The organism is Pseudomonas sp. AIG (assembly GCF_977020205.1).
Genome location: NZ_CDROCK010000003.1, coordinates 22281 through 40738, shown reverse-complemented (window position 1 = coordinate 40738; position 18458 = coordinate 22281). Strand labels below are relative to the sequence as shown.

13 protein-coding genes are annotated in these 18458 nt (G+C 60.5%); all 13 read right to left on the bottom strand.

Annotated elements, in window-relative coordinates:
• Positions 1–207: 207 nt before the first annotated feature.
• The 13 genes from mdoH to hutU all read right to left on the bottom strand — a co-directional run bounded on the left by mdoH (position 208) and on the right by hutU (position 18125).
• Positions 208–2778 (bottom strand): glucans biosynthesis glucosyltransferase MdoH, encoded by a 2571-nt coding sequence (gene mdoH, locus ACWR1S_RS02970; RefSeq protein WP_141127250.1) that lies wholly within the window; start codon positions 2776–2778, stop codon positions 208–210.
• Positions 2771–4552, bottom strand: coding sequence for a glucan biosynthesis protein G (locus ACWR1S_RS02965; RefSeq protein ID WP_422607246.1), 1782 nt, complete (start codon positions 4550–4552; stop codon positions 2771–2773). The genes mdoH and ACWR1S_RS02965 overlap by 8 nt, the downstream gene beginning before the upstream one ends.
• A gap of 350 nt (positions 4553–4902) precedes the next feature.
• Complete coding sequence (gene dtd, locus ACWR1S_RS02960) at positions 4903–5340, bottom strand: D-aminoacyl-tRNA deacylase (RefSeq protein ID WP_454562365.1); 438 nt, start codon at positions 5338–5340, stop codon at positions 4903–4905.
• Positions 5337–6308 carry a prolyl aminopeptidase gene (gene pip / locus ACWR1S_RS02955; protein ID WP_064117068.1) on the bottom strand — a complete coding sequence of 324 codons (972 nt, stop codon included), beginning with the start codon at positions 6306–6308 and terminating at the stop codon, positions 5337–5339. The genes dtd and pip overlap by 4 nt, the downstream gene beginning before the upstream one ends.
• 244 nt (positions 6309–6552) lie before the next feature.
• Positions 6553–7356: an N-formylglutamate deformylase gene (gene hutG, locus ACWR1S_RS02950; RefSeq protein WP_454562364.1), complete on the bottom strand. Its 804-nt coding sequence runs from the start codon at positions 7354–7356 to the stop codon at positions 6553–6555.
• 10 nt (positions 7357–7366) lie between these two features.
• The gene (hutI, locus tag ACWR1S_RS02945) at positions 7367–8572 is read right to left on the bottom strand and encodes an imidazolonepropionase (RefSeq protein WP_454562363.1); all 1206 of its coding nucleotides are present in this window, start codon (positions 8570–8572) and stop codon (positions 7367–7369) included.
• Positions 8573–8702: 130 nt separating this feature from the next.
• A complete protein-coding gene (hutH, locus tag ACWR1S_RS02940) occupies positions 8703–10235 on the bottom strand; it encodes a histidine ammonia-lyase (protein ID WP_454562362.1) in 1533 nt (510 codons plus the stop codon).
• A gap of 117 nt (positions 10236–10352) precedes the next feature.
• Entirely contained in the window at positions 10353–11876 is a 1524-nt protein-coding gene (locus ACWR1S_RS02935) for an HAL/PAL/TAL family ammonia-lyase (protein WP_454562361.1), read from the bottom strand.
• A 142-nt stretch (positions 11877–12018) separates the two neighbouring features.
• A complete protein-coding gene (locus ACWR1S_RS02930) occupies positions 12019–12849 on the bottom strand; it encodes a quaternary amine ABC transporter ATP-binding protein (RefSeq protein WP_007909304.1) in 831 nt (276 codons plus the stop codon).
• Entirely contained in the window at positions 12846–13697 is an 852-nt protein-coding gene (locus tag ACWR1S_RS02925; protein ID WP_007949591.1) for an ABC transporter permease, read from the bottom strand. The genes ACWR1S_RS02930 and ACWR1S_RS02925 overlap by 4 nt, the downstream gene beginning before the upstream one ends.
• A gap of 83 nt (positions 13698–13780) precedes the next feature.
• On the bottom strand, positions 13781–14749 hold the full coding sequence (locus ACWR1S_RS02920) for an ABC transporter substrate-binding protein (protein ID WP_454562360.1): 969 nt from the start codon (positions 14747–14749) through the stop codon (positions 13781–13783).
• Positions 14750–14818: 69 nt separating this feature from the next.
• Complete coding sequence (locus tag ACWR1S_RS02915; RefSeq protein WP_454562359.1) at positions 14819–16291, bottom strand: purine-cytosine permease family protein; 1473 nt, start codon at positions 16289–16291, stop codon at positions 14819–14821.
• A gap of 163 nt (positions 16292–16454) precedes the next feature.
• The gene (hutU, locus tag ACWR1S_RS02910; RefSeq protein WP_172680065.1) at positions 16455–18125 is read right to left on the bottom strand and encodes a urocanate hydratase; all 1671 of its coding nucleotides are present in this window, start codon (positions 18123–18125) and stop codon (positions 16455–16457) included.
• Positions 18126–18458 lie beyond the last annotated feature (333 nt).

The window sequence follows — 18458 nt, the reverse complement described above, 5'->3', positions numbered from 1 at the left end:
TCCCGGAGGGAGAGGGGGCCGGTCGAGGTGTCTCAAGCTATACGCCGACCTGAAAGTTCGAGTCGATTATGGATTCGGCAAAGCAGGATCAGGTCGGTGTAACTCGAACATCCAACTCGGTCAGTCCCCTCTCCCTTTGGGAGAGGGTTAGGGTGAGGGGCTTTTCAGCGCCATAAAAAAACCCCGCTGGCTAGCGGGGTTTTCTCATCAGGCCGGCTGAGCCTGCAAACTCACCGGCTGCAACGGCAGCAGCGGCGCATGCGGATCGGCCTTCACCGACGCCCGCCACGCATCCAGCCACTCGGCATGACCTTCGGCCCAGACCTGCTCATGCAGACGCGCCAGCGCCACAGGGTCGCTCAGCAATTGCAAGCGATCATGGTTGTTCAGCCCGGCCGGGCCGACCTTGATCGCGTGACGCACACGTTCCTGACGTAGCCATTCAATCGGCTCGGCCTGGCCGTGACGCGAAGTCGCCAGCGAGCACGCCAAAGCGTTCTGCTGTGGATCGACCACCGCGCGGACGAAGCCGTCGTTGAGGGCGTGGTAACGATTTTCGTGGGTGTACTGATCAGTCGCCAGCAGCGCCTGTGGCGGATTGTATTCCTCAGGGATGAGGAACAGGCTCTCGTCACGGGACTTCAGGCCCAGACCGACACGGCTGGAAATCACCGACACCGGGATCGACAGCATCAGCGAACCGACGATCGGCACCAGCCACCAGAGGAAGCTCGGGTTCAGCCAGATCACCAACAGTGCCCAGCAGAAGCCCAGCAGAGTCTGCGGGCCGTGGCGTTTGACCGCTTCGCTCCAAGGCGTAGAGTCGTCGTCACGTTGCGGCGAGTTCCAGGTCGCGGCCCAGCCGAGGAACGCGGCCAGGACGAAACGCGTGTGGAAAATCATCCGCACCGGCGCCAGCAGCATGGAGAACAGCATCTCCAGCAGCATCGACAGGGTCACCTTGAACTTGCCGCCGAACTCTTTCGCGCCCTTGGCCCAAATCAGGATGATGCTCAACAGTTTCGGCAGGAACAGCAGCACGATAGTCGTCGAGAACAGCGCAATCGCCTTGTCCGGGTGCCATTGTGGCCACAGCGGATAGAGCTGACGCGGTTCAAGGAAGTACTGCGGCTCCATCAGCGTGTTCACCGCCAGCAGCGCGGTCGACAACACCAGGAAGAAGAACCACAAGGGCGCCGACAGGTACGACATCACGCCGGTGAGGAACACCGCGCGGTGCACCGGGTGCATGCCTTTGACCAGGAACAGACGGAAGTTCATCAGGTTGCCGTGGCACCAGCGACGGTCACGCTTGAGTTCGTCGAGCAGGTTCGGCGGCAGTTCTTCGTAGCTGCCCGGCAAGTCGTAGGCAATCCACACGCCCCAACCGGCACGGCGCATCAGCGCCGCTTCAACGAAGTCGTGAGACAGAATCGCACCCGAGAAAGCACCTTTACCCGGCAACGGCGCCAGGGCGCAGTGGTCGATAAACGGCTTCATGCGGATGATCGCGTTGTGACCCCAGTAGTGGGATTCACCCAACTGCCAGAAGTGCAGACCGGCGGTAAACAACGGGCCGTATACGCGGGTCGCAAACTGCTGCATACGCGCATACAGCGTGTCCATGCCCGACGCACGCGGCGCGGTCTGGATGATCCCGGCGTCCGGCGTGGCTTCCATCAAGCGCACCAGACTGGTCAGGCACTCGCCGCTCATCACTGAGTCGGCGTCGAGCACGACCATGTACTTGTAGTCACCGCCCCAACGACGGCAGAAGTCGTCGAGGTTGCCGCTCTTGCGTTTCACACGACGGCGGCGACGGCGATAGAAAATCTTGCCGAAACCTTTGGCTTCGCGGCAGACGTCCAGCCAGGCCTGCTGTTCGGCAACGCAAATGTCCGTGTCATTACTGTCGCTGAGGACGAAGAAGTCGAAGCGATCGAGATCACCGGTAGCAGCGACCGACTCGAACGTTGCGCGCAGACCGGCGAATACGCGCGGTACGTCTTCGTTGCAGATCGGCATCACCAGCGCGGTACGTGCGTCTTTGGCAATCGGCTCGTTGCCGGCGCTTTTGCCGGAGATACGGTATTTATCGTGACCGGTGAGCAATTCGAGGAAGCCCATCAGTGCGGTCCAGAAACCGGCGGATACCCAGCAGAACAGAATCCCGAACAGAATCAGGATGCTGGTTTGCAGCGCATATGGCAGCACTTGCGTAGCCGTTTGCAGCAGCGGCTGATGCAGGACTTCATCGAGATCGACGAACGACCAGCCCTGGTACGGCATGATGCCTTTCATGTACCAGCCGGCAACGATGGTCTGGCCGAGCATCAGCAGCAACAGAATGTAGCGACGGATCGAACCGACGGTGCGCCAGCGCGCGGCCGGCAGGACATTCTCGTCCTTCGGCGGCTGCGGCGGGTTAGTGCGACCGGTCATACGGCGCCAGCCACGCACCAGAATATTGGTGCGCCACGGCTCCGGAACCACCTTGGTGCGGCGGATCGGCGGGGTGGCCTTGAGGCTGACCCGACCACTGGCGTCGAGCACCAGCATTTCCGCTTCTTCCAGCTGTTCGGCAGTGCTCAGGACCAGGCGCTTGCCCACCGAAGCCTGGGCGGCTTCGGCAGGGGCGTCGAATGTCGAGGACGACAGGCGTTCATGCAATTCGCTGAACGACTGGCAGCCCGCGAGTTCCGCGCGCTGCTCGTCGGTCATCGGCAGATGCGCCAGATACTCGGACAGAGTCTCTGGCTGTACTTGAGAGTTACTCATCGGCAGGCAACTGATAGCTCCAGGTCTCGGTCAGGACTTCTTCAGTCGGTGCCGATTCCGGTGTGGCTGGGGCCGCGTCCGCAGCCACTGGCTGCTTGGCGTCTTTGTTGGCCTTGTCCTTGGCATCTGCGGCTGGCTTGGCGTCGGCCTGTTTGGCTTCGGCGGCCTTGGCTTCCTTGTCGAGCTTCTCTTGCTGCTTGGCGGCAACCTTGTCGGCCTTGGCAACGGACGAGTTGGACGCCGGTACCGATTTCGCCAGATCAGCGGTCACGACTGGCTGCACCAGAGCGGCACGCATCTCGGTCGACTTGCTCGCGTCCTTGATCTTCATGCGCAGGGTCAAGCGCCAGCCCTTGGTTTCCGGGTTGTAACGCACGCTGTTCTCGACCAGTTCGGCGTTGTCGCCAACACTGACCTGGCTGCGTACGTCGGCATCCGGGGTCAGCGCGGCCAGCGATGGACCTTCGAAGTCGACCAGGTAGGCAACGCTGCCGTCCGGCTGGCGAATCAGGTTCGATTGCTTGACGTCACCGGTCGAACGCAGAGTCTGCGATACCCAGGCGCTGTCGGGCGCGTGAATCGCCGCTTCGTCCATGGTCCAGTGCATGCGGTACGCGAAGTCCAGCGGCTGACCCGGCTCCGGCATTTTTTCCGGGCTCCAGAACGCAACGATGTTGTCGTTGGTTTCGTCAGCGGTCGGAATCTCTACCAGATCAACGGTGCCTTTGCCCCACTCGCCCTTCGGCTCGATCCAGGCGCTTGGGCGCTTGTCGTAGCGGTCGTCGAGGTCTTCGTAGTGGCTGAAGTCACGGCCACGTTGCAGCAGACCGAAACCACGCGGGTTCTCGACGCTGAAGTTGCTCACGGCCAGGTGTTTCGGGTTGTTCAGCGGACGCCAGATCCACTCGCCGTTGCCGGCATGGATCGACAGACCGCTGGAGTCGTGCAGTTCACGACGGTAGTTGAGGACTTTCGACGGCTGGTTGGCGCCGAACAGGAACATGCTGGTCAGCGGGGCGATGCCCAGTTTGCCGACCTTGTCACGCAGGAACATCTGCGCTTTGACGTCAACGATGGTGTCGCTGCCCGGACGCAGGATCAGACGGTAGGCACCGGTAGCACGCGGCGAATCCAGCAGGGCGAAGATCACCAGGTGCTTGTCGCCCGGCTTCGGCTGTTGAATCCAGAACTCGCGGAAACGCGGGAATTCTTCGCCCGACGGCAGCGCCGTATCAATCGCCAGACCACGCGCCGAGAGGCCGTAGGTGTGGCCCTTGCCGACAACGCGGAAATAACTCGCGCCGAGCATGGTCATGATTTCGTCTTGCTTGTCAGCCTTGTTGATCGGGTACAGCACACGGAAACCGGCATAACCCAGTTGTTCAGTGGCTTTCGGATCGAATTTCAGGTCGCCGAAATCGAAGCGCGTCGGATCGTATTTGATCTCTTCGACAGTGTTCGCTGTGATTTCGTTGATTTTCACCGGCGTATCGAAGTGCATACCCTGGTGATAGAAGGACAGTTTGAACGGGGTCTTCTGATCAGCCCACTCAGCCTTTTCGGTGAGGAAGCGGATTTTCTGATAATCCGCGAACTTCATGTCGCGGAATTCGTTCGGCAGGTTGCTGCGCGGGGCCTCGAACTTCTGCCCGGCCAGCTCTTTGGCCTTGGCCGATACATCGTCAAGATTGAACGCCCAAAGCTGACCGGCGCTGAGCAGGCACAGGAGCGCCGAACCCGCTACCAGGGCACTTCGCATGCGTTTGGCAGACATTTTTGCTGCATTACAGGGACTAACAATCACGAGCAACCCTCGCCGAAAACAGATCAAAAAACCAACGGCCAGATGAAGTGCCTGTGAGGCTTTCGGCAGTGAAGAACCGACCTTCCAGAGCACCCTTGCCAAGTTGGCGAGCATTGTTCCGACTCCGCTGGGGCAAAATGATTCCCCAATCGGATCCAGACAAGTCTCTACCTAAGTCAAAAATGAATCAGCGAACGCTGATCCCAGTGCGCGCGATTATCTAGTAGCCCGCATGACAACGCATCAGGGGTAACAAAGTATTTATCGCGAAAACACCCTAAAAACAGTCGAAATTTCCCAAAAAGGTGTTTCAAGCGCTTTCAGGTCTGTAACAAAAAGGTAACCGGGCCATCGTTGACCAAATGCACCTGCATATCGGCGCCGAATCTACCTGATGCCACAGTGCCATGCACCTGTTTCGCACTGCTTAATAGATAGTCGAACAATTCCTCGCCCAAGGCCGGAGGCGCTGCCGTCGAAAAGCTCGGGCGCAACCCGCTTTTGGTGTCGGCAGCCAAGGTGAACTGAGAGACCAGCAGCAACCCACCGCCAACGTCGGCGAGGGACAAGTTCATCTTGCCCTCCGCATCGCTGAATACCCGATAGTTAAGCAGCTTATGCAGAAGTTTGTCGGCGCTGATACGCGTGTCATCGGGTTCGACCGCCACCAGCACCAACAAACCGTGATCTACCGCGCCTACCACCTCACCCGCGACCTCAACCCGCGCACCGCGAACGCGCTGTAACAGCCCCTTCATGCTTCTTCAGGCGGCAGGTCGAGCAGACGTCGAGCCATGTTGCTCGCCGCGCGCACCAATGCATCGGTGATGCCTGGCTCAGAAGCCGCGTGTCCGGCGTCGCGGATCACCTGCAATTCACTGTTCGGCCAGGCCTGATGCAATTCCCAGGCGTTGTCGAGCGGGCAGATCACGTCATAACGGCCGTGAATGATCACGCCCGGCAGATGGGCGATTTTGCCCATGTCGCGAATCAGCTGGTTCGGCTCAAGGAAGGCGTTGTTGGTGAAGTAGTGGCATTCGATCCGCGCAATCGACAGCGCGCGCTGCGGTTCGGAGAAACGATCGACCACCAGCGGGTTCGGCCGCAGGGTTGCGGTGCGCCCTTCCCAGGTCGACCAGGCTTTGGCCGCGTGCATCTGGGCGATCTGGTCGTTGCCGGTCAGGCGCTTGTGGAAGGCGCTGAGCAGATCGTCGCGCTCGTCCAGCGGAATCGGCGCGATGTAGTCCTGCCAGTAATCGGGGAACAGTCGGCTGGCACCGGCCTGATAGAACCACTCGATTTCCTGCGGGCGGCAGAGAAAGATCCCACGCAGGATCAGCCCGTGTACACGCTCAGGGTGTGTCTGCGCATAAGCCAGCGCCAGGGTCGAACCCCACGAGCCGCCAAACAGCACCCATTTATCGATGCCCAAGTGTTTGCGGATGCGCTCAAGGTCGGCGACCAGATCCCAGGTGGTGTTGTTTTCCAGGCTCGCATGCGGGGTGGAGCGACCGCAGCCGCGCTGGTCGAAAGTGACAATACGGTAAAGATTCGGATCGAAATAGCGACGGCTCTGCGCGTCGCAACCAGCGCCGGGGCCGCCATGAATGAACACAACCGGCAAACCCTCCGGTGAGCCGCTTTCGTCGACATACAGCGTATGGGTGTCATCGACAGCCAGATCGTGCCGGGCGTGAGGTTTGATCTGCGGAAACAAAGTCTGCATTGCGCGCTCCGTAAGGGGTCGAGGTCATCCCTGGGGGGACTTCTATTATTCTGCCGTTGGGCATCATAAACCCGATTTACGTCAATGAGCATGCCTGTGGACTTGATCGTTCCCACGCTCTGCGTGGGAATGCCTCTTGGGACGCTCCGCGTCCAGTGACGCGGAGCGTCACGGGCTGCGTTCCCACGCAGAGCGTGGGAACGATCAAAAGATCGCAGCCTTCGGCAGCTCCTACAGGGGTGGATCAGCCGGTGTAGTGAGACTTTGCCCAGGCCAGATAGCCTTGTAGCAGTTCCTTGAGTACGACTTGCGTCGGCTCGGCCAGATCGGCGCGATAGCGGAACGGTTCGAACTCTTCCATGTAGGTGCTCTGGCACAACTCCAGCTGCACGGCGTGGATGTTCTGCGCCGGGTTGCCGTAATGACGGGTGATGTGGCCGCCCTTGAAGCGACCGTTGAGCACGTGGCTGTAATCGCCATGGCGTGCGCAGATCGCTTCCAGCTGCGTAGCGAGTTGCGGATCGCAACTGGCGCCGTTGAAGGTGCCGAGGTTGAAGTCCGGCAGTTTGCCGTCGAACAGGTGCGGGATGATCGAGCGGATCGAGTGCGCATCGAACAGCAGTGCATAACCGAACTCGGCCTTCAGTCGCGCCAGCTCTTCTTGAAGCGTGCGGTGATACGGCGTCCAGATCTGCTCCAGATAAGTCGCGCGCTCTTCTCTCGACGGCTCGTGCCCTTCGCGGAATAACGGAATGCCATCGAACAGCGTCGCCGGGTACAGACCGGTAGTGGCGCCGGCGTAAAGCGGTTTGTCGTCGGACGGACGATTCAGGTCGATGACGAAGCGCGAATACTCGGCTGCCAGGGTGCTGGCGCCCAGCTCTTCGGCGAAGTCGTACAGCTGCGGAATGTGCCAGTCGGTGTCCGGCAGGCTTTTCGCATCGGCGATCAACCCGGCTTCCACCGCTGGGGTCAGGCGTACACCAGCGTGAGGCATGCTGATCAGCAACGGCACACGACCTTTTTTGAAGTTCAGAACCTTATCCACAACCGCTCTCCTACAGACTTGATTCGACGCCGTGACGCACGACGCGCTTGTCCAGATCACCGCCGAGCCAATAGGCCAGGTCCGCCGGACGATCGATGTGCCAGGCGACGAAATCCGCAACCTTGCCGACTTCCAGCGAACCGTGTGTCTCGGCCATGCCCAGCGCTTGTGCAGCATGAATGGTCGCGCCGGCCAAAGCTTCTTCCGGGGTCATACGGAAACAGGTACAGGCCATGTTCAGCATCAGGCGCAACGACAGCGCCGGCGAGGTGCCGGGGTTGAGGTCACTGGCGATAGCGATCTTCACCTTGTGCTTGCGCAGAGCGTCCATCGGCGACAGCTGGGTTTCGCGCAGGAAGTAGAACGCGCCCGGCAGCAGCACCGCGACGGTGTCGGCTTCGGCCATGGCGATGGCGTCGGCCTCGTCCATGAATTCCAGGTGATCGGCGGACAGCGCCTTGTAGCGCGCGGCGAGGCTGGAGCCATGCAGCGACGACAGTTGTTCGGCGTGCAGTTTCACTGGCAGACCGAGGTTTTGCGCGGCGATGAAGACACGCTCGACCTGTTCAGGGGAGAACGCCAGGTATTCGCAAAAGGCATCGACGGCATCGATCAGATCTTCCGCTGCCAATACCGGCAGCATCACGTCGCAGACCAGATCGATGTAGTCGTCGGCGCGATCCTTGTATTCGGGCGGCAACGCGTGGGCAGCCAGACAGGTACTGCGCACGCTGATCGGCAGCTCTTTCTGCAAACGGCGGATGACGCGAAGGATCTTGCGTTCGTTGGCCAGGTCGAGACCGTAGCCAGATTTCATCTCGACCGTGGTCACGCCGTCGCGCATCAGGCTTTTCAGACGTTTGGCGGCGCTGGCGAACAGTTCGTCTTCAGTCGCTTCGCGCGTCGCACGCACGGTGCTGGCGATGCCGCCGCCGGATGCCGCGATTTCCGCATAGCTGACGCCCTGCAGACGTTTTTCGAATTCGCCGCTGCGGTTGCCGCCGAACACGGTGTGGGTGTGACAGTCGATCAGGCCCGGGGTAACCCACGCGCCTTGCAGGTCATTGACCGCCGGGTATTCGCCGGATGGCAATTGCTGGCGCGGGCCGATCCACGCGATGTGCGCACCGGACGTGACGATGGCCGCATCCTCGATGATCGAGTAGACGCCTTGCGCCATGGTTGCGACGTGGCAGTGTTGCCAGAGGGTTTTCATCCCAAATCCTCGTCTTGTGATCGTTCCCACGCTCTGCGTGGGAATGCAGCCCGTGACGCTCCGCGTCACTGGACGCGGAGCGTCCCTTGAGGCATTCCCACGCGGAGCGTGGGAACGATCAGTGAGTGGGTTAAAGGCTAGGCAAAAGCTTCGCCGGAATCAGCTCGGTCAGGCACCGCGAAGCCAACAACTCAGTCGCCGCATTGATGTCCGGAGCAAAGAAACGATCCTTCTCATAAAACGGCACTTCCTTACGCAGAATCGCCCGCGCCTGTTCCAGCTTTGTCGAGGTCTTCAGACCGTTACGCAGGTCCAGCCCTTGCACCGCCGCCAGCCATTCCACCGCGAGAATCCCGCGGGTGTTTTCAGCCATTTCCCACAAACGCTTGCCAGCCGCGGGCGCCATCGAAACGTGGTCTTCCTGGTTGGCCGAAGTCGGCAAACTGTCCACCGAATGCGGATGCGACAACGCCTTGTTCTCGCTAGCCAGCGCCGCAGCGGTCACCTGAGCGATCATGAAACCGGAGTTCACCCCGCCATTGGCGACGAGGAACGGCGGCAGTTGCGACATGTGCTTGTCCATCATCAGCGAAATACGGCGCTCGCTCAGTGAGCCGATTTCCGCAATGGCCAACGCCATGTTGTCAGCGGCCATGGCCACCGGTTCTGCGTGGAAGTTACCGCCAGAAATCACGTCACCTTCAGCGGCGAAGACCAGCGGGTTATCGGAAACGGCATTGGCTTCGACGGCCAACACTTCAGCGGCCTGACGGAACTGGGTCAGGCAGGCGCCCATGACTTGTGGTTGGCAGCGCAGCGAATACGGATCCTGCACCTTCTCGCAGTTCTGGTGCGAGTCAGAGACTTCGCTGCGCTCACCCAGCAGATCGCGGTAAGCCGCCGCCGCGTCGATCTGACCTTTCTGGCCACGAGCGGCGTGGATGCGTGCATCGAACGGCGAACGCGAACCCAAAACCGCTTCAACCGTCAGGCCACCCAGCGCCAGCGCGCCAGCGAACAAGTCTTCACCTTCAAACAGACCGCGCAGGGCAAACGCGGTAGAAACCTGAGTCCCGTTGAGCAGCGCCAGACCTTCTTTTGCGGCCAGCGTCAGCGGCGTCAGGCCGGCCACTTTCAGAGCTTCGGTGGCTTCCATCCACTCGCCCTTGTAGCGCGCCTTGCCCTCGCCCAACAGCACCAGCGACATGTGCGCCAACGGCGCCAGGTCGCCCGACGCGCCCACCGAACCTTTCAGCGGAATGTGCGGGTAAACCTCGGCATTGATCAGCGCGATCAGCGCATCAATCACTACGCGGCGAATACCGGAGAAACCACGGCTGAGGCTGTTGACCTTGAGCACCATGATCAGCCGCACCAACTCATCGCTGATCGGCTGGCCAACGCCGGCGGCGTGGGACAACACCAGCGAGCGCTGCAGGTTTTCCAGGTCTTCGCTGGCGATGCGCGTCGAGGCCAGCAGGCCGAAACCGGTGTTGATGCCGTAGGCAGTGCGATTCTCGGCGAGGATCTGCTCAACGCAGGCGACGCTGGCTTCGATCTGCGCCGAGGCGCTGTTGTCGAGGCTCAGCTTGACCGGGTTCTGGTAGACATCACGCAGTTGGGCCAGGCTCAGTTGGCCGGGAATCAGGTTCAGCGCAGTCATTAAAATGCTCCTTTTGAGACATTGTTATTAACTACCAGTCGCTCCGGAGCATTCCGTTATCCGTCGTTTCTCGTCTTGTGGACGATCCACGCCTTGGCACGCTGGTATGGGTAATTGTCAGTGCAAATTCGGTAAAACGTTGTGCGGCAGATTCGGCTCTTTCAACACGCTCGCAGCAGCCGCGATATCCGGTGCCAGCCAGCGATCCTGATCATAGGCCGGGACCTTTTCGCGCAGCAGTCGCCACGCGCGGTCAGTGCCCACGCCAAAGCGTTGTTCCTTGAGGAACTCAAACGCCTGCGCCGCCAGCAGATACTCGATGGCGAGGATCTGCGTGCAGTTTTCCAACGCGCGATGCAGCTTCAGCGCCGCATTGGTGCCCATGCTCAAATGGTCTTCCTGCAAGCCGGAGGTGATGTAGTTGTCGAGCACCGCCGGTTGCGCCAATTGGCGGTTTTCCGCACACAGCGATGCGGCGACGTACTGAACGATCATCATCCCCGAGTTCACCCCCGGATTGGCCACCAGAAACGCCGGCAATCCGCTGACGTGCGGGTTCACCAAACGGTCCAGGCGACGCTCGGCAATCGAGCCGATTTCAGCCATGGCAATCGCCAGCAGGTCCGCCGCCATCGCCACCGATTGGCCGTGCGGGTTGGCTTGCGACATCACCCGGAAATTGTCCGGCGTGCCGAGCAGCAGCGGGTTATCGGTGCAGCCATTGAGTTCGGCTTCGACTTGCTTGATTGCGTGGTCGAGTTGATCCCGCGCCGCACCGTGTACCTGCGGAATCGAACGGATGCTCAGCGCATCCTGAGTGCGAATGCCTTTGCTCGAGGCGATCACCTCGCTGCCTTCGAGTAACGCACGCAGATTGATGCCGACCTGCTGCATGCCCGGATGCGGTTTCAGCGCGATGATCTCGGCATCGAACGCGTCGATCTGACCGCGCTGGGCTTCGAAACTCATCGCGCCGATGACATCGGCCCACTGCACCAGCCGCGTCGCATCGGCAATCGCCAGACAGCTGAGGCCGGTCATGCACGGCGTGCCGTTGACCAGGCACAAACCGTCTTTCGCGCCGAGTTGCACCGGTTGCAGGGCCTCTTCGGCCAATGCCTGTTGTGCGGAAATAATCTGCCCGCGATAGCTGACATTACCGACGCCGAGCAGCGTGATGCCGATGTGCGCCATGTGCGTCAGGTAGCCGACTGAACCTTGCGACGGCACTTGCGGGGTGATGCCACGATTGAGCAGCGCCAGCAGGCCTTCAACCACGCGGCGGTGGATGCCGGATTTGCCGTGGCTGTAGTTGTGGATCGCCGCGCAGATGATCGCGCGAGTCTGCTCGTCGGCGATTACCGGGCCGACGCCACAGGCGTGGCTTAGCAAGGTGTTGCGCGAGAGCTGGCTGAGTTGTTCGTCTTTTAGCGAGACATTGGACAAACCGCCCAGGCCGGTGTTGACGCCATAGGCACGCTCGCCGCTTTCGACGATGCGCTGGACAATGCCTTGGGCGTTTTCGATGCGCGCCCAGGTGTCGCTGGACAGCTCGAGTTGTGCACCGTGACGAGCGACGGCGACCACGTCCTGCCAACGCAGGGGGCTGCCTGTGATAACGATTTTTTCAGCCTGGAACATCAAAAAAACCTCTTGAACAAGATCGTTCCCACGCTCTGCGTGGGAATGCCGCCTGGGACGCTCCGCGTCCCGACTTCTGCTCTGTGCAGGGTGACGCGGAGCGTCACGGGATGCATTCCCACGCAGAGCGTGGGAACGAGCGTCAGACCACCGCCGCCCGCCGCTGCACAAACCGGTCAACGTACTCATCCGCCGGCGAATGCAGAATCTCACGCGGCGTGCCGACCTGAATCAATCGCCCATCCTTGAGAATCGCAATGCGGTTGCCGATACGCACCGCTTCGTCGAGGTCGTGGGTGATGAAGACGATGGTCTTGTGCAGGGTCTTTTGCAGCTCCAGCAACTGATCCTGCATCTCGGCGCGGATCAGCGGGTCCAGCGCACTGAACGCTTCGTCCATGAGGATGATGTCGGTGTCCGCCGCCAAGGCCCGAGCCAGGCCAACACGCTGGCGCATGCCGCCGGAGAGCTGGTGCGGGTATTTGTTTTCGTAGCCTTTGAGGCCCACGGTGTTGATCCAGTGCAGCGCGCGTTCCGAGCACATTTGCTTGCTCTCGCCGCGCACTTTCAGGCCATAGGCGACGTTATCGAGCACAGTCTTGTGCGGCAGCAGGCCGAAGCTCTGGAACACCATGCTGATCTTGTGTCGACGAAATTCGCGCAGGGCGTCCATGTCGTATTGCAGGATGTCGACGCCGTCGACGAGGATCGCACCGCTGGTCGGGTCGATCAGCCGATTGAAGTGGCGCACCAGCGTCGATTTGCCCGAGCCCGACAGGCCCATGATCACGAAGATCTCGCCGGTGCCGATGCTCAGCGACAGGTCATTAACGCCGACCACACAACCGGTCTCGCTCAGCACCTGATCCTTGGTCTTGCCCTGACCGACCATGGCCAGCGCATCCTTGGCGCGGTTGCCGAAAATCTTGAAGACGTTTTTGACTTCGATCTTGCTCACGGTTGCGTTGCTCATTTGCTCACCTCATGCCGTGGCCGACCGTACGCCTGAGTAATGCGGTCGATGACCACTGCGAGAATCACGATCGCCAGACCGGCTTCGAGGCCACGTCCGACGTTGAGGGTCTGAATCCCCACCAGCACATCTTCACCCAGGCCACGGGCGCCGATCATCGAGGCGATCACCACCATCGACAGGGCCATCATGGTGGTCTGGTTGATCCCGGCCATGATGCTCGGCAGGGCCAGCGGCAATTGCACGCCAAACAGTTGCTGCCAGCGGTTGGCGCCGAACGCGTTGATGGCTTCCATCACTTCGCCGTCAACCTGACGGATGCCCAGATCGGTCAGGCGAATCAGCGGTGGCGCGGCATAGATCACCGTGGCGAAAATCGCCGGCACCTTGCCCAGACCGAACAGCATCAGCACCGGAATCAGGTACACGAAACTGGGCATGGTCTGCATGATGTCGAGCAGCGGCATCAGCACCGAACGCAGGCGGTTGCTGCGCGCCGAGAGAATCCCCAGCGGGATGCCGATCAGCACCGAAATGATCGTCGCGACCATCATCAGCGCCAGCGTCTGCATGAGTTTGTCCCACAGGCCAACGGCGCCGACGAGGAACAACAGACCTACGATAACCGCCGTGGTCACCACTTTGCGCGTGGCGTGCCAGGCGACCACACCGACGATCGCCAGCATCAACCACCACGGCGCTGCACGCAGCAAGCCTTCAAGGTTGACGATGGCCCATAGCAGGGTGTCGGAGATATGGCGGAACACATCACCATAATTGGTGACCAGCGAATCGACCCAACCGTTGACCCAGTCGGCGATGGAAAAGGTAAAGCTTTCGGGAAACATAAGCGGCTCTCAATCAGAAATCTCAATCAAGCGTTTACGGCATATCTCCCGGCCAGCCTCACGGTTGACCGGGAGGTATCGACCTACAGCGCCGCGTCGATTTTCTTGGCAGCGTCTTCACTGACCCACGCATGCCAGACCTCAGGATGTTCCTTGAGGAAGATTTTCGCCAGTTTTGGCGACTCGATACGTTCCTTGGCCATGCGGCCCAGGTTCTGGTTCAACAGATCGATCGGCAGGTTGACCTTTTCCAGCACCGCGACCAGTTCGGGGGCTTCGTCGTGGAAGGTTTTCGACAGGCCGACCTTGATACTCACGGTCTTGTCGACGCCCGGTTTTTCTTCGAGCTTGACCAGATCCACCTGGCCCATCAGCGGGGTTGGCGACCAGTAGTAGAACAGGATCGGCTCGCCACGCTTGTAGCTCGACAGCACCGCCGCATCCAGCGCCGGGCCGGTGCCCGGGCGGAAGTTGGTGTAGCTGCTTTCGAGGCCGTAGCTTTTCAGCATTTCGCTGTTATCCAGCTCGCAGGTCCAGCCGGCCGGGCAGTTGTAGAAGCGGCCCTTGGACGGCTCTTCAGCGTCCTTGAACACAGCGGCGTATTTGCCCAGGTCGGCGATGTTTTTCAGGTCCGGCGCTTTCGGCTCAAGCTTGCGCTTGGCGTCGCCTTCGATCACGTAGCGCGGCACGTACCAGCCTTCCACCGCGCCGACTACCGGAGCGCCAACACCAACAACTTTGCCGGCCTTCTCGGCCTTGTTCCAGACCTCGCTGCGGCCGACCCACTCTTCGGCGAACACTTGAATATCGTTGCTGCTCAGGGCGTTTTCCATGGTGATGGAGTTGCCCGGCAGGCTGTCGGTCTTGCAGTCGTAACCTTTCTCCAGCACCACTTGCAGGACGTCGGTCAGCAGCATGCCGCTTTCCCAGTTCAGCCCGGCGAATTTCACCGGTTTGCCCGATTCGCACCAGCCGGCGGCTTGGGTCGCGCCAGCACTGGCCAACAGGCCAATGGACAGCAATGTGGTCAGCAGGGTCTTGTTCGATTTCATTGTTGTGACGCTCCTAATCATGAATTGGCTTACGGCAGTCAAGAGGCATCCAGCCCTGTCCACGTCCAATCAGGCCTGCGCCGCAGCGCGTCCGGTCCCGCTTGTTTTAGGTTGTACAACGCTGTTCTGCTCGACCGGCAGAATCAGTTGATCGGGTACCGCGCTGTGCCATTTTTTCGCGCACACGTAGTAGACGACAGCCGGCAGTACGAGGCCGATGATCCAGGAAATGTCCACATCACCGAGGGCGGCCACCAGCGGACCGGTATAGAACTTGGTGGAGATGAACGGCAGCTGCACCAGCACACCGAACACATAGACGCTGATGCCGAGCAGGTTCCAGCGCCCGTAGCGGCCGTTCGGATTGGCCAGTGCAGGCACGTCATAGCGCTCGCGGGTGATGCAGTAGTAGTCGACCAGATTGATCGCGCTCCACGGGGTGAAAAACGCGAGCAAGAACAGAATGAAAGACTTGAACGCACCGAGAAACGAGTGCTGACCGAGCAGCGCGATCAGGGTCGCTGCACCGACGATCACCAGCACGAACACCAGACGCTGCAGGCGCGTAACGGTCAGATGGCCTTTGAAACCGCTGATGATGGTCGCGATACACATGAAGCTGCCGTAGGAGTTCAGCGTCGAGATGGTCACCTTGCCGAACGCGATGCTGAAGTACAGCAGCGCAGCGGTGGCACCGGTGCCGCCCAGACCGACGATGTAAGCGACTTCGTGACCGGCGAACTGGCCGTTGGCCGAAGCGGCGGCGAACACGCCGAGGATCATTGCCACTTGCGCGCCGACCACTGAACCGGCACCGGCGGCGAAGAAGGTTTTCACCGCCGAAGTCTTGCTCGGCAGGTAACGGGAATAGTCAGCCACGTAGGGGCCAAACGCGATCTGCCAGGAGGCCGCGAGCGACACTGCGAGGAGGAAACTGCTCCAGCTGAAATGACGGATTTGCAGGAGTGCGCCGACGTCGGTCTGGCTCATCAGACGCCAGAACAGGAAGACGAAAGCGATCACGCCAATGACGCTGGCGACACGGCCAATCCAGTGGATCACTCGATAACCGAGCACCGTGACCACCACGATCACGCTGGCGAAAATCAGGATGCCGACGCTGTCGCTGACATTGAATAGCTGGCCTAACGCCTGACCGGAAAGCACCGTGCCTGTCGCGGTAAAACCCAGGTACATCAGGCACACCAAGACGATAGGGATCGCCGCACCATAGACGCCAAACTGCACGCGGCTGGAAATCATCTGCGGCAGACCGAGTTTCGGCCCTTGCGCCGCGTGCAGCGCCATCACGCCACCGCCGAGCAATTGACCGATCAACAGACCGATCAGCGACCAGAACACATCACCGCCCAACACCACGGCCAAGGCCCCGGTGACAATCGCAGTGATTTGCAGGTTGGCACCCATCCACAGGGTGAACTGGCTAAACAGACGACCGTGTCTTTCCGCTTCCGGGATGTAGTCGATCGAACGCCTTTCGATCAACGGTTTGTTGCCTGCACGATCGGTGTTGACAGCCATGATTCAACCTCTGTGGATTGTTTTAATAGTTCACTGAGCTTCGGTAGGGCTGCTTTTCTGTGGGAGCGAGCTTGCTCGCGAATTGGCCAGCACATTCAACATCTTTGCTGACTGACAGATTGCTTTCGCGAGCAAGCTCGCTCCCACATAAAGCCAAAACGTGTTACTTGCCGCCAGTAATCATCGGCAGGTTCAGGCCCTGTTCCTTGGCGCAGTCGATGGCGATCTGGTAACCGGCATCGGCGTGACGCATGACGCCGGTGGCCGGGTCGTTGTGCAGAACACGGGCAATGCGCTCGGCCGCTTCGTCCGTACCGTCGCAGACAATCACCATGCCCGAGTGCTGCGAGAAGCCCATGCCGACGCCCCCGCCGTGGTGCAGGGAAACCCAGGTCGCGCCGCTCGCGGTATTCAGCAGAGCGTTGAGCAGTGGCCAGTCGGATACTGCGTCGGAGCCGTCCTGCATCGATTCGGTTTCACGGTTGGGGCTGGCGACCGAGCCAGAGTCGAGGTGGTCGCGACCGATCACGATCGGCGCCGACAGCTCACCGCTGCGGACCATCTCGTTGAAGGCCAGACCGAGCTTGGCGCGCAGGCCCAGACCGACCCAGCAGATACGCGCCGGCAGACCCTGGAAGCTGATGCGCTCACGGGCCATGTCCAGCCAGTTGTGCAGGTGCGCGTCGTCGGGGATCAGCTCTTTGACCTTGGCGTCGGTTTTGTAGATGTCTTGCGGATCACCCGACAGCGCCGCCCAACGGAACGGGCCGATGCCACGGCAGAACAGCGGACGAATGTAGGCCGGTACGAAGCCTGGGAAATCGAACGCGTTTTCGACGCCTTCTTCCTGGGCCATCTGACGGATGTTGTTGCCGTAGTCGAAGGTCGGGATGCCTTGCTTCTGGAACTCCAGCATGGCTTTGACGTGCACGGCCATCGACTGCTTGGCGGCTTTGATCACGGCGGCCGGCTCGGTCTTGGCGCGGGCGCGGTATTCGTCCCAGGTCCAGCCGGCGGGCAGGTAACCGTTGAGCGGGTCATGGGCGCTGGTCTGGTCGGTGACCATGTCCGGGCGTACGCCGCGCTTGACCAGTTCCGGCAGAATTTCGGCGGCGTTACCCAGCAGCGCGATGGAGATCGCTTTGCCTTCTTTGGTGTATTTGTCGATGCGTGCCAAGGCGTCGTCGAGGTCTTTGGCTTGCTCGTCGACGTAACGGCTTTTCAGGCGGAAATCGATGCTGACCTGCTGGCATTCGATGTTCAGCGAGCAGGCGCCGGCCAAGGTTGCCGCCAGCGGTTGTGCGCCGCCCATGCCACCGAGGCCGGCGGTCAGGACCCACTTGCCGGTGAGGTTGTCGTTGTAGTGCTGACGACCGGCTTCAACGAAGGTTTCGTAGGTGCCTTGAACGATGCCCTGGCTGCCGATGTAGATCCAGCTGCCCGCGGTCATCTGGCCGTACATGGCCAGGCCCTTGGCGTCGAGCTCATTGAAGTGTTCCCAGCTCGCCCAGTGCGGGACGAGGTTGGAGTTGGCGATGAGTACACGCGGGGCGTTGCTGTGAGTCTTGAATACACCGACCGGCTTGCCGGATTGCACCAGCAGGGTCTCGTCGTCATTCAGGTTGGTGAGGCTCTCGACGATTTTGTCGTAGCACTCCCAGTTACGCGCGGCGCGACCGATACCACCGTAGACCACCAGCTCTTTCGGGTTCTCGGCGACTTCCGGGTCGAGGTTGTTCATCAGCATGCGCAGCGGCGCTTCGGTCAGCCAGCTCTTGGCGGTCAGCTTGTTGCCGCGGGCGGCACGTATTTCGACGTCGCGAAACTTAGTCATTTTGTTATCAGTCACGAAAGAGACTCCTCAGCGATCAATTCAAACCAACCCTGGCAGTGGGCAAGCAGCCTGTGCGCTTCGCTGCGCGACAAGCGAATCAGTGGACGCTGCGGAGAGTCTCGAGCGACTCATACGCATACGTCTTTACTTGTACATACAAGCATATGCAATCAAGCGGCCAACTTGTTGGAGGAGTGTTCAAGAAAAATCGTGGGCAGGGCTGGAAAGCACCTGAATCAAGGGTTCGAGTGTGGATGAAATTTTTCGCGGAGAGATTTTGTGCGGTCGGGGTTCGGTTAAATGAGCGCGGCTTTGCGCCACGTTGGGGCGTTC

Excerpts from the sequence above, each read along its gene's own strand:
- mdoH (WP_141127250.1), bottom strand. The coding sequence starts at position 2,778 with ATGAGTAACTCTCAAGTACAGCCAGAGACTCTGTCCGAGTATCTGGCG.
- ACWR1S_RS02965 (WP_422607246.1), bottom strand. The coding sequence starts at position 4,552 with ATGTCTGCCAAACGCATGCGAAGTGCCCTGGTAGCGGGTTCGGCGCTC.
- dtd (WP_454562365.1), bottom strand. The coding sequence starts at position 5,340 with ATGAAGGGGCTGTTACAGCGCGTTCGCGGTGCGCGGGTTGAGGTCGCG.
- pip (WP_064117068.1), bottom strand. The coding sequence starts at position 6,308 with ATGCAGACTTTGTTTCCGCAGATCAAACCTCACGCCCGGCACGATCTG.
- hutI (WP_454562363.1), bottom strand. The coding sequence starts at position 8,572 with ATGAAAACCCTCTGGCAACACTGCCACGTCGCAACCATGGCGCAAGGC.
- hutH (WP_454562362.1), bottom strand. The coding sequence starts at position 10,235 with ATGACTGCGCTGAACCTGATTCCCGGCCAACTGAGCCTGGCCCAACTG.
- ACWR1S_RS02935 (WP_454562361.1), bottom strand. The coding sequence starts at position 11,876 with ATGTTCCAGGCTGAAAAAATCGTTATCACAGGCAGCCCCCTGCGTTGG.
- ACWR1S_RS02930 (WP_007909304.1), bottom strand. The coding sequence starts at position 12,849 with ATGAGCAACGCAACCGTGAGCAAGATCGAAGTCAAAAACGTCTTCAAG.
- ACWR1S_RS02925 (WP_007949591.1), bottom strand. The coding sequence starts at position 13,697 with ATGTTTCCCGAAAGCTTTACCTTTTCCATCGCCGACTGGGTCAACGGT.
- ACWR1S_RS02920 (WP_454562360.1), bottom strand. The coding sequence starts at position 14,749 with ATGAAATCGAACAAGACCCTGCTGACCACATTGCTGTCCATTGGCCTG.
- ACWR1S_RS02915 (WP_454562359.1), bottom strand. The coding sequence starts at position 16,291 with ATGGCTGTCAACACCGATCGTGCAGGCAACAAACCGTTGATCGAAAGG.
- hutU (WP_172680065.1), bottom strand. The coding sequence starts at position 18,125 with ATGACTAAGTTTCGCGACGTCGAAATACGTGCCGCCCGCGGCAACAAG.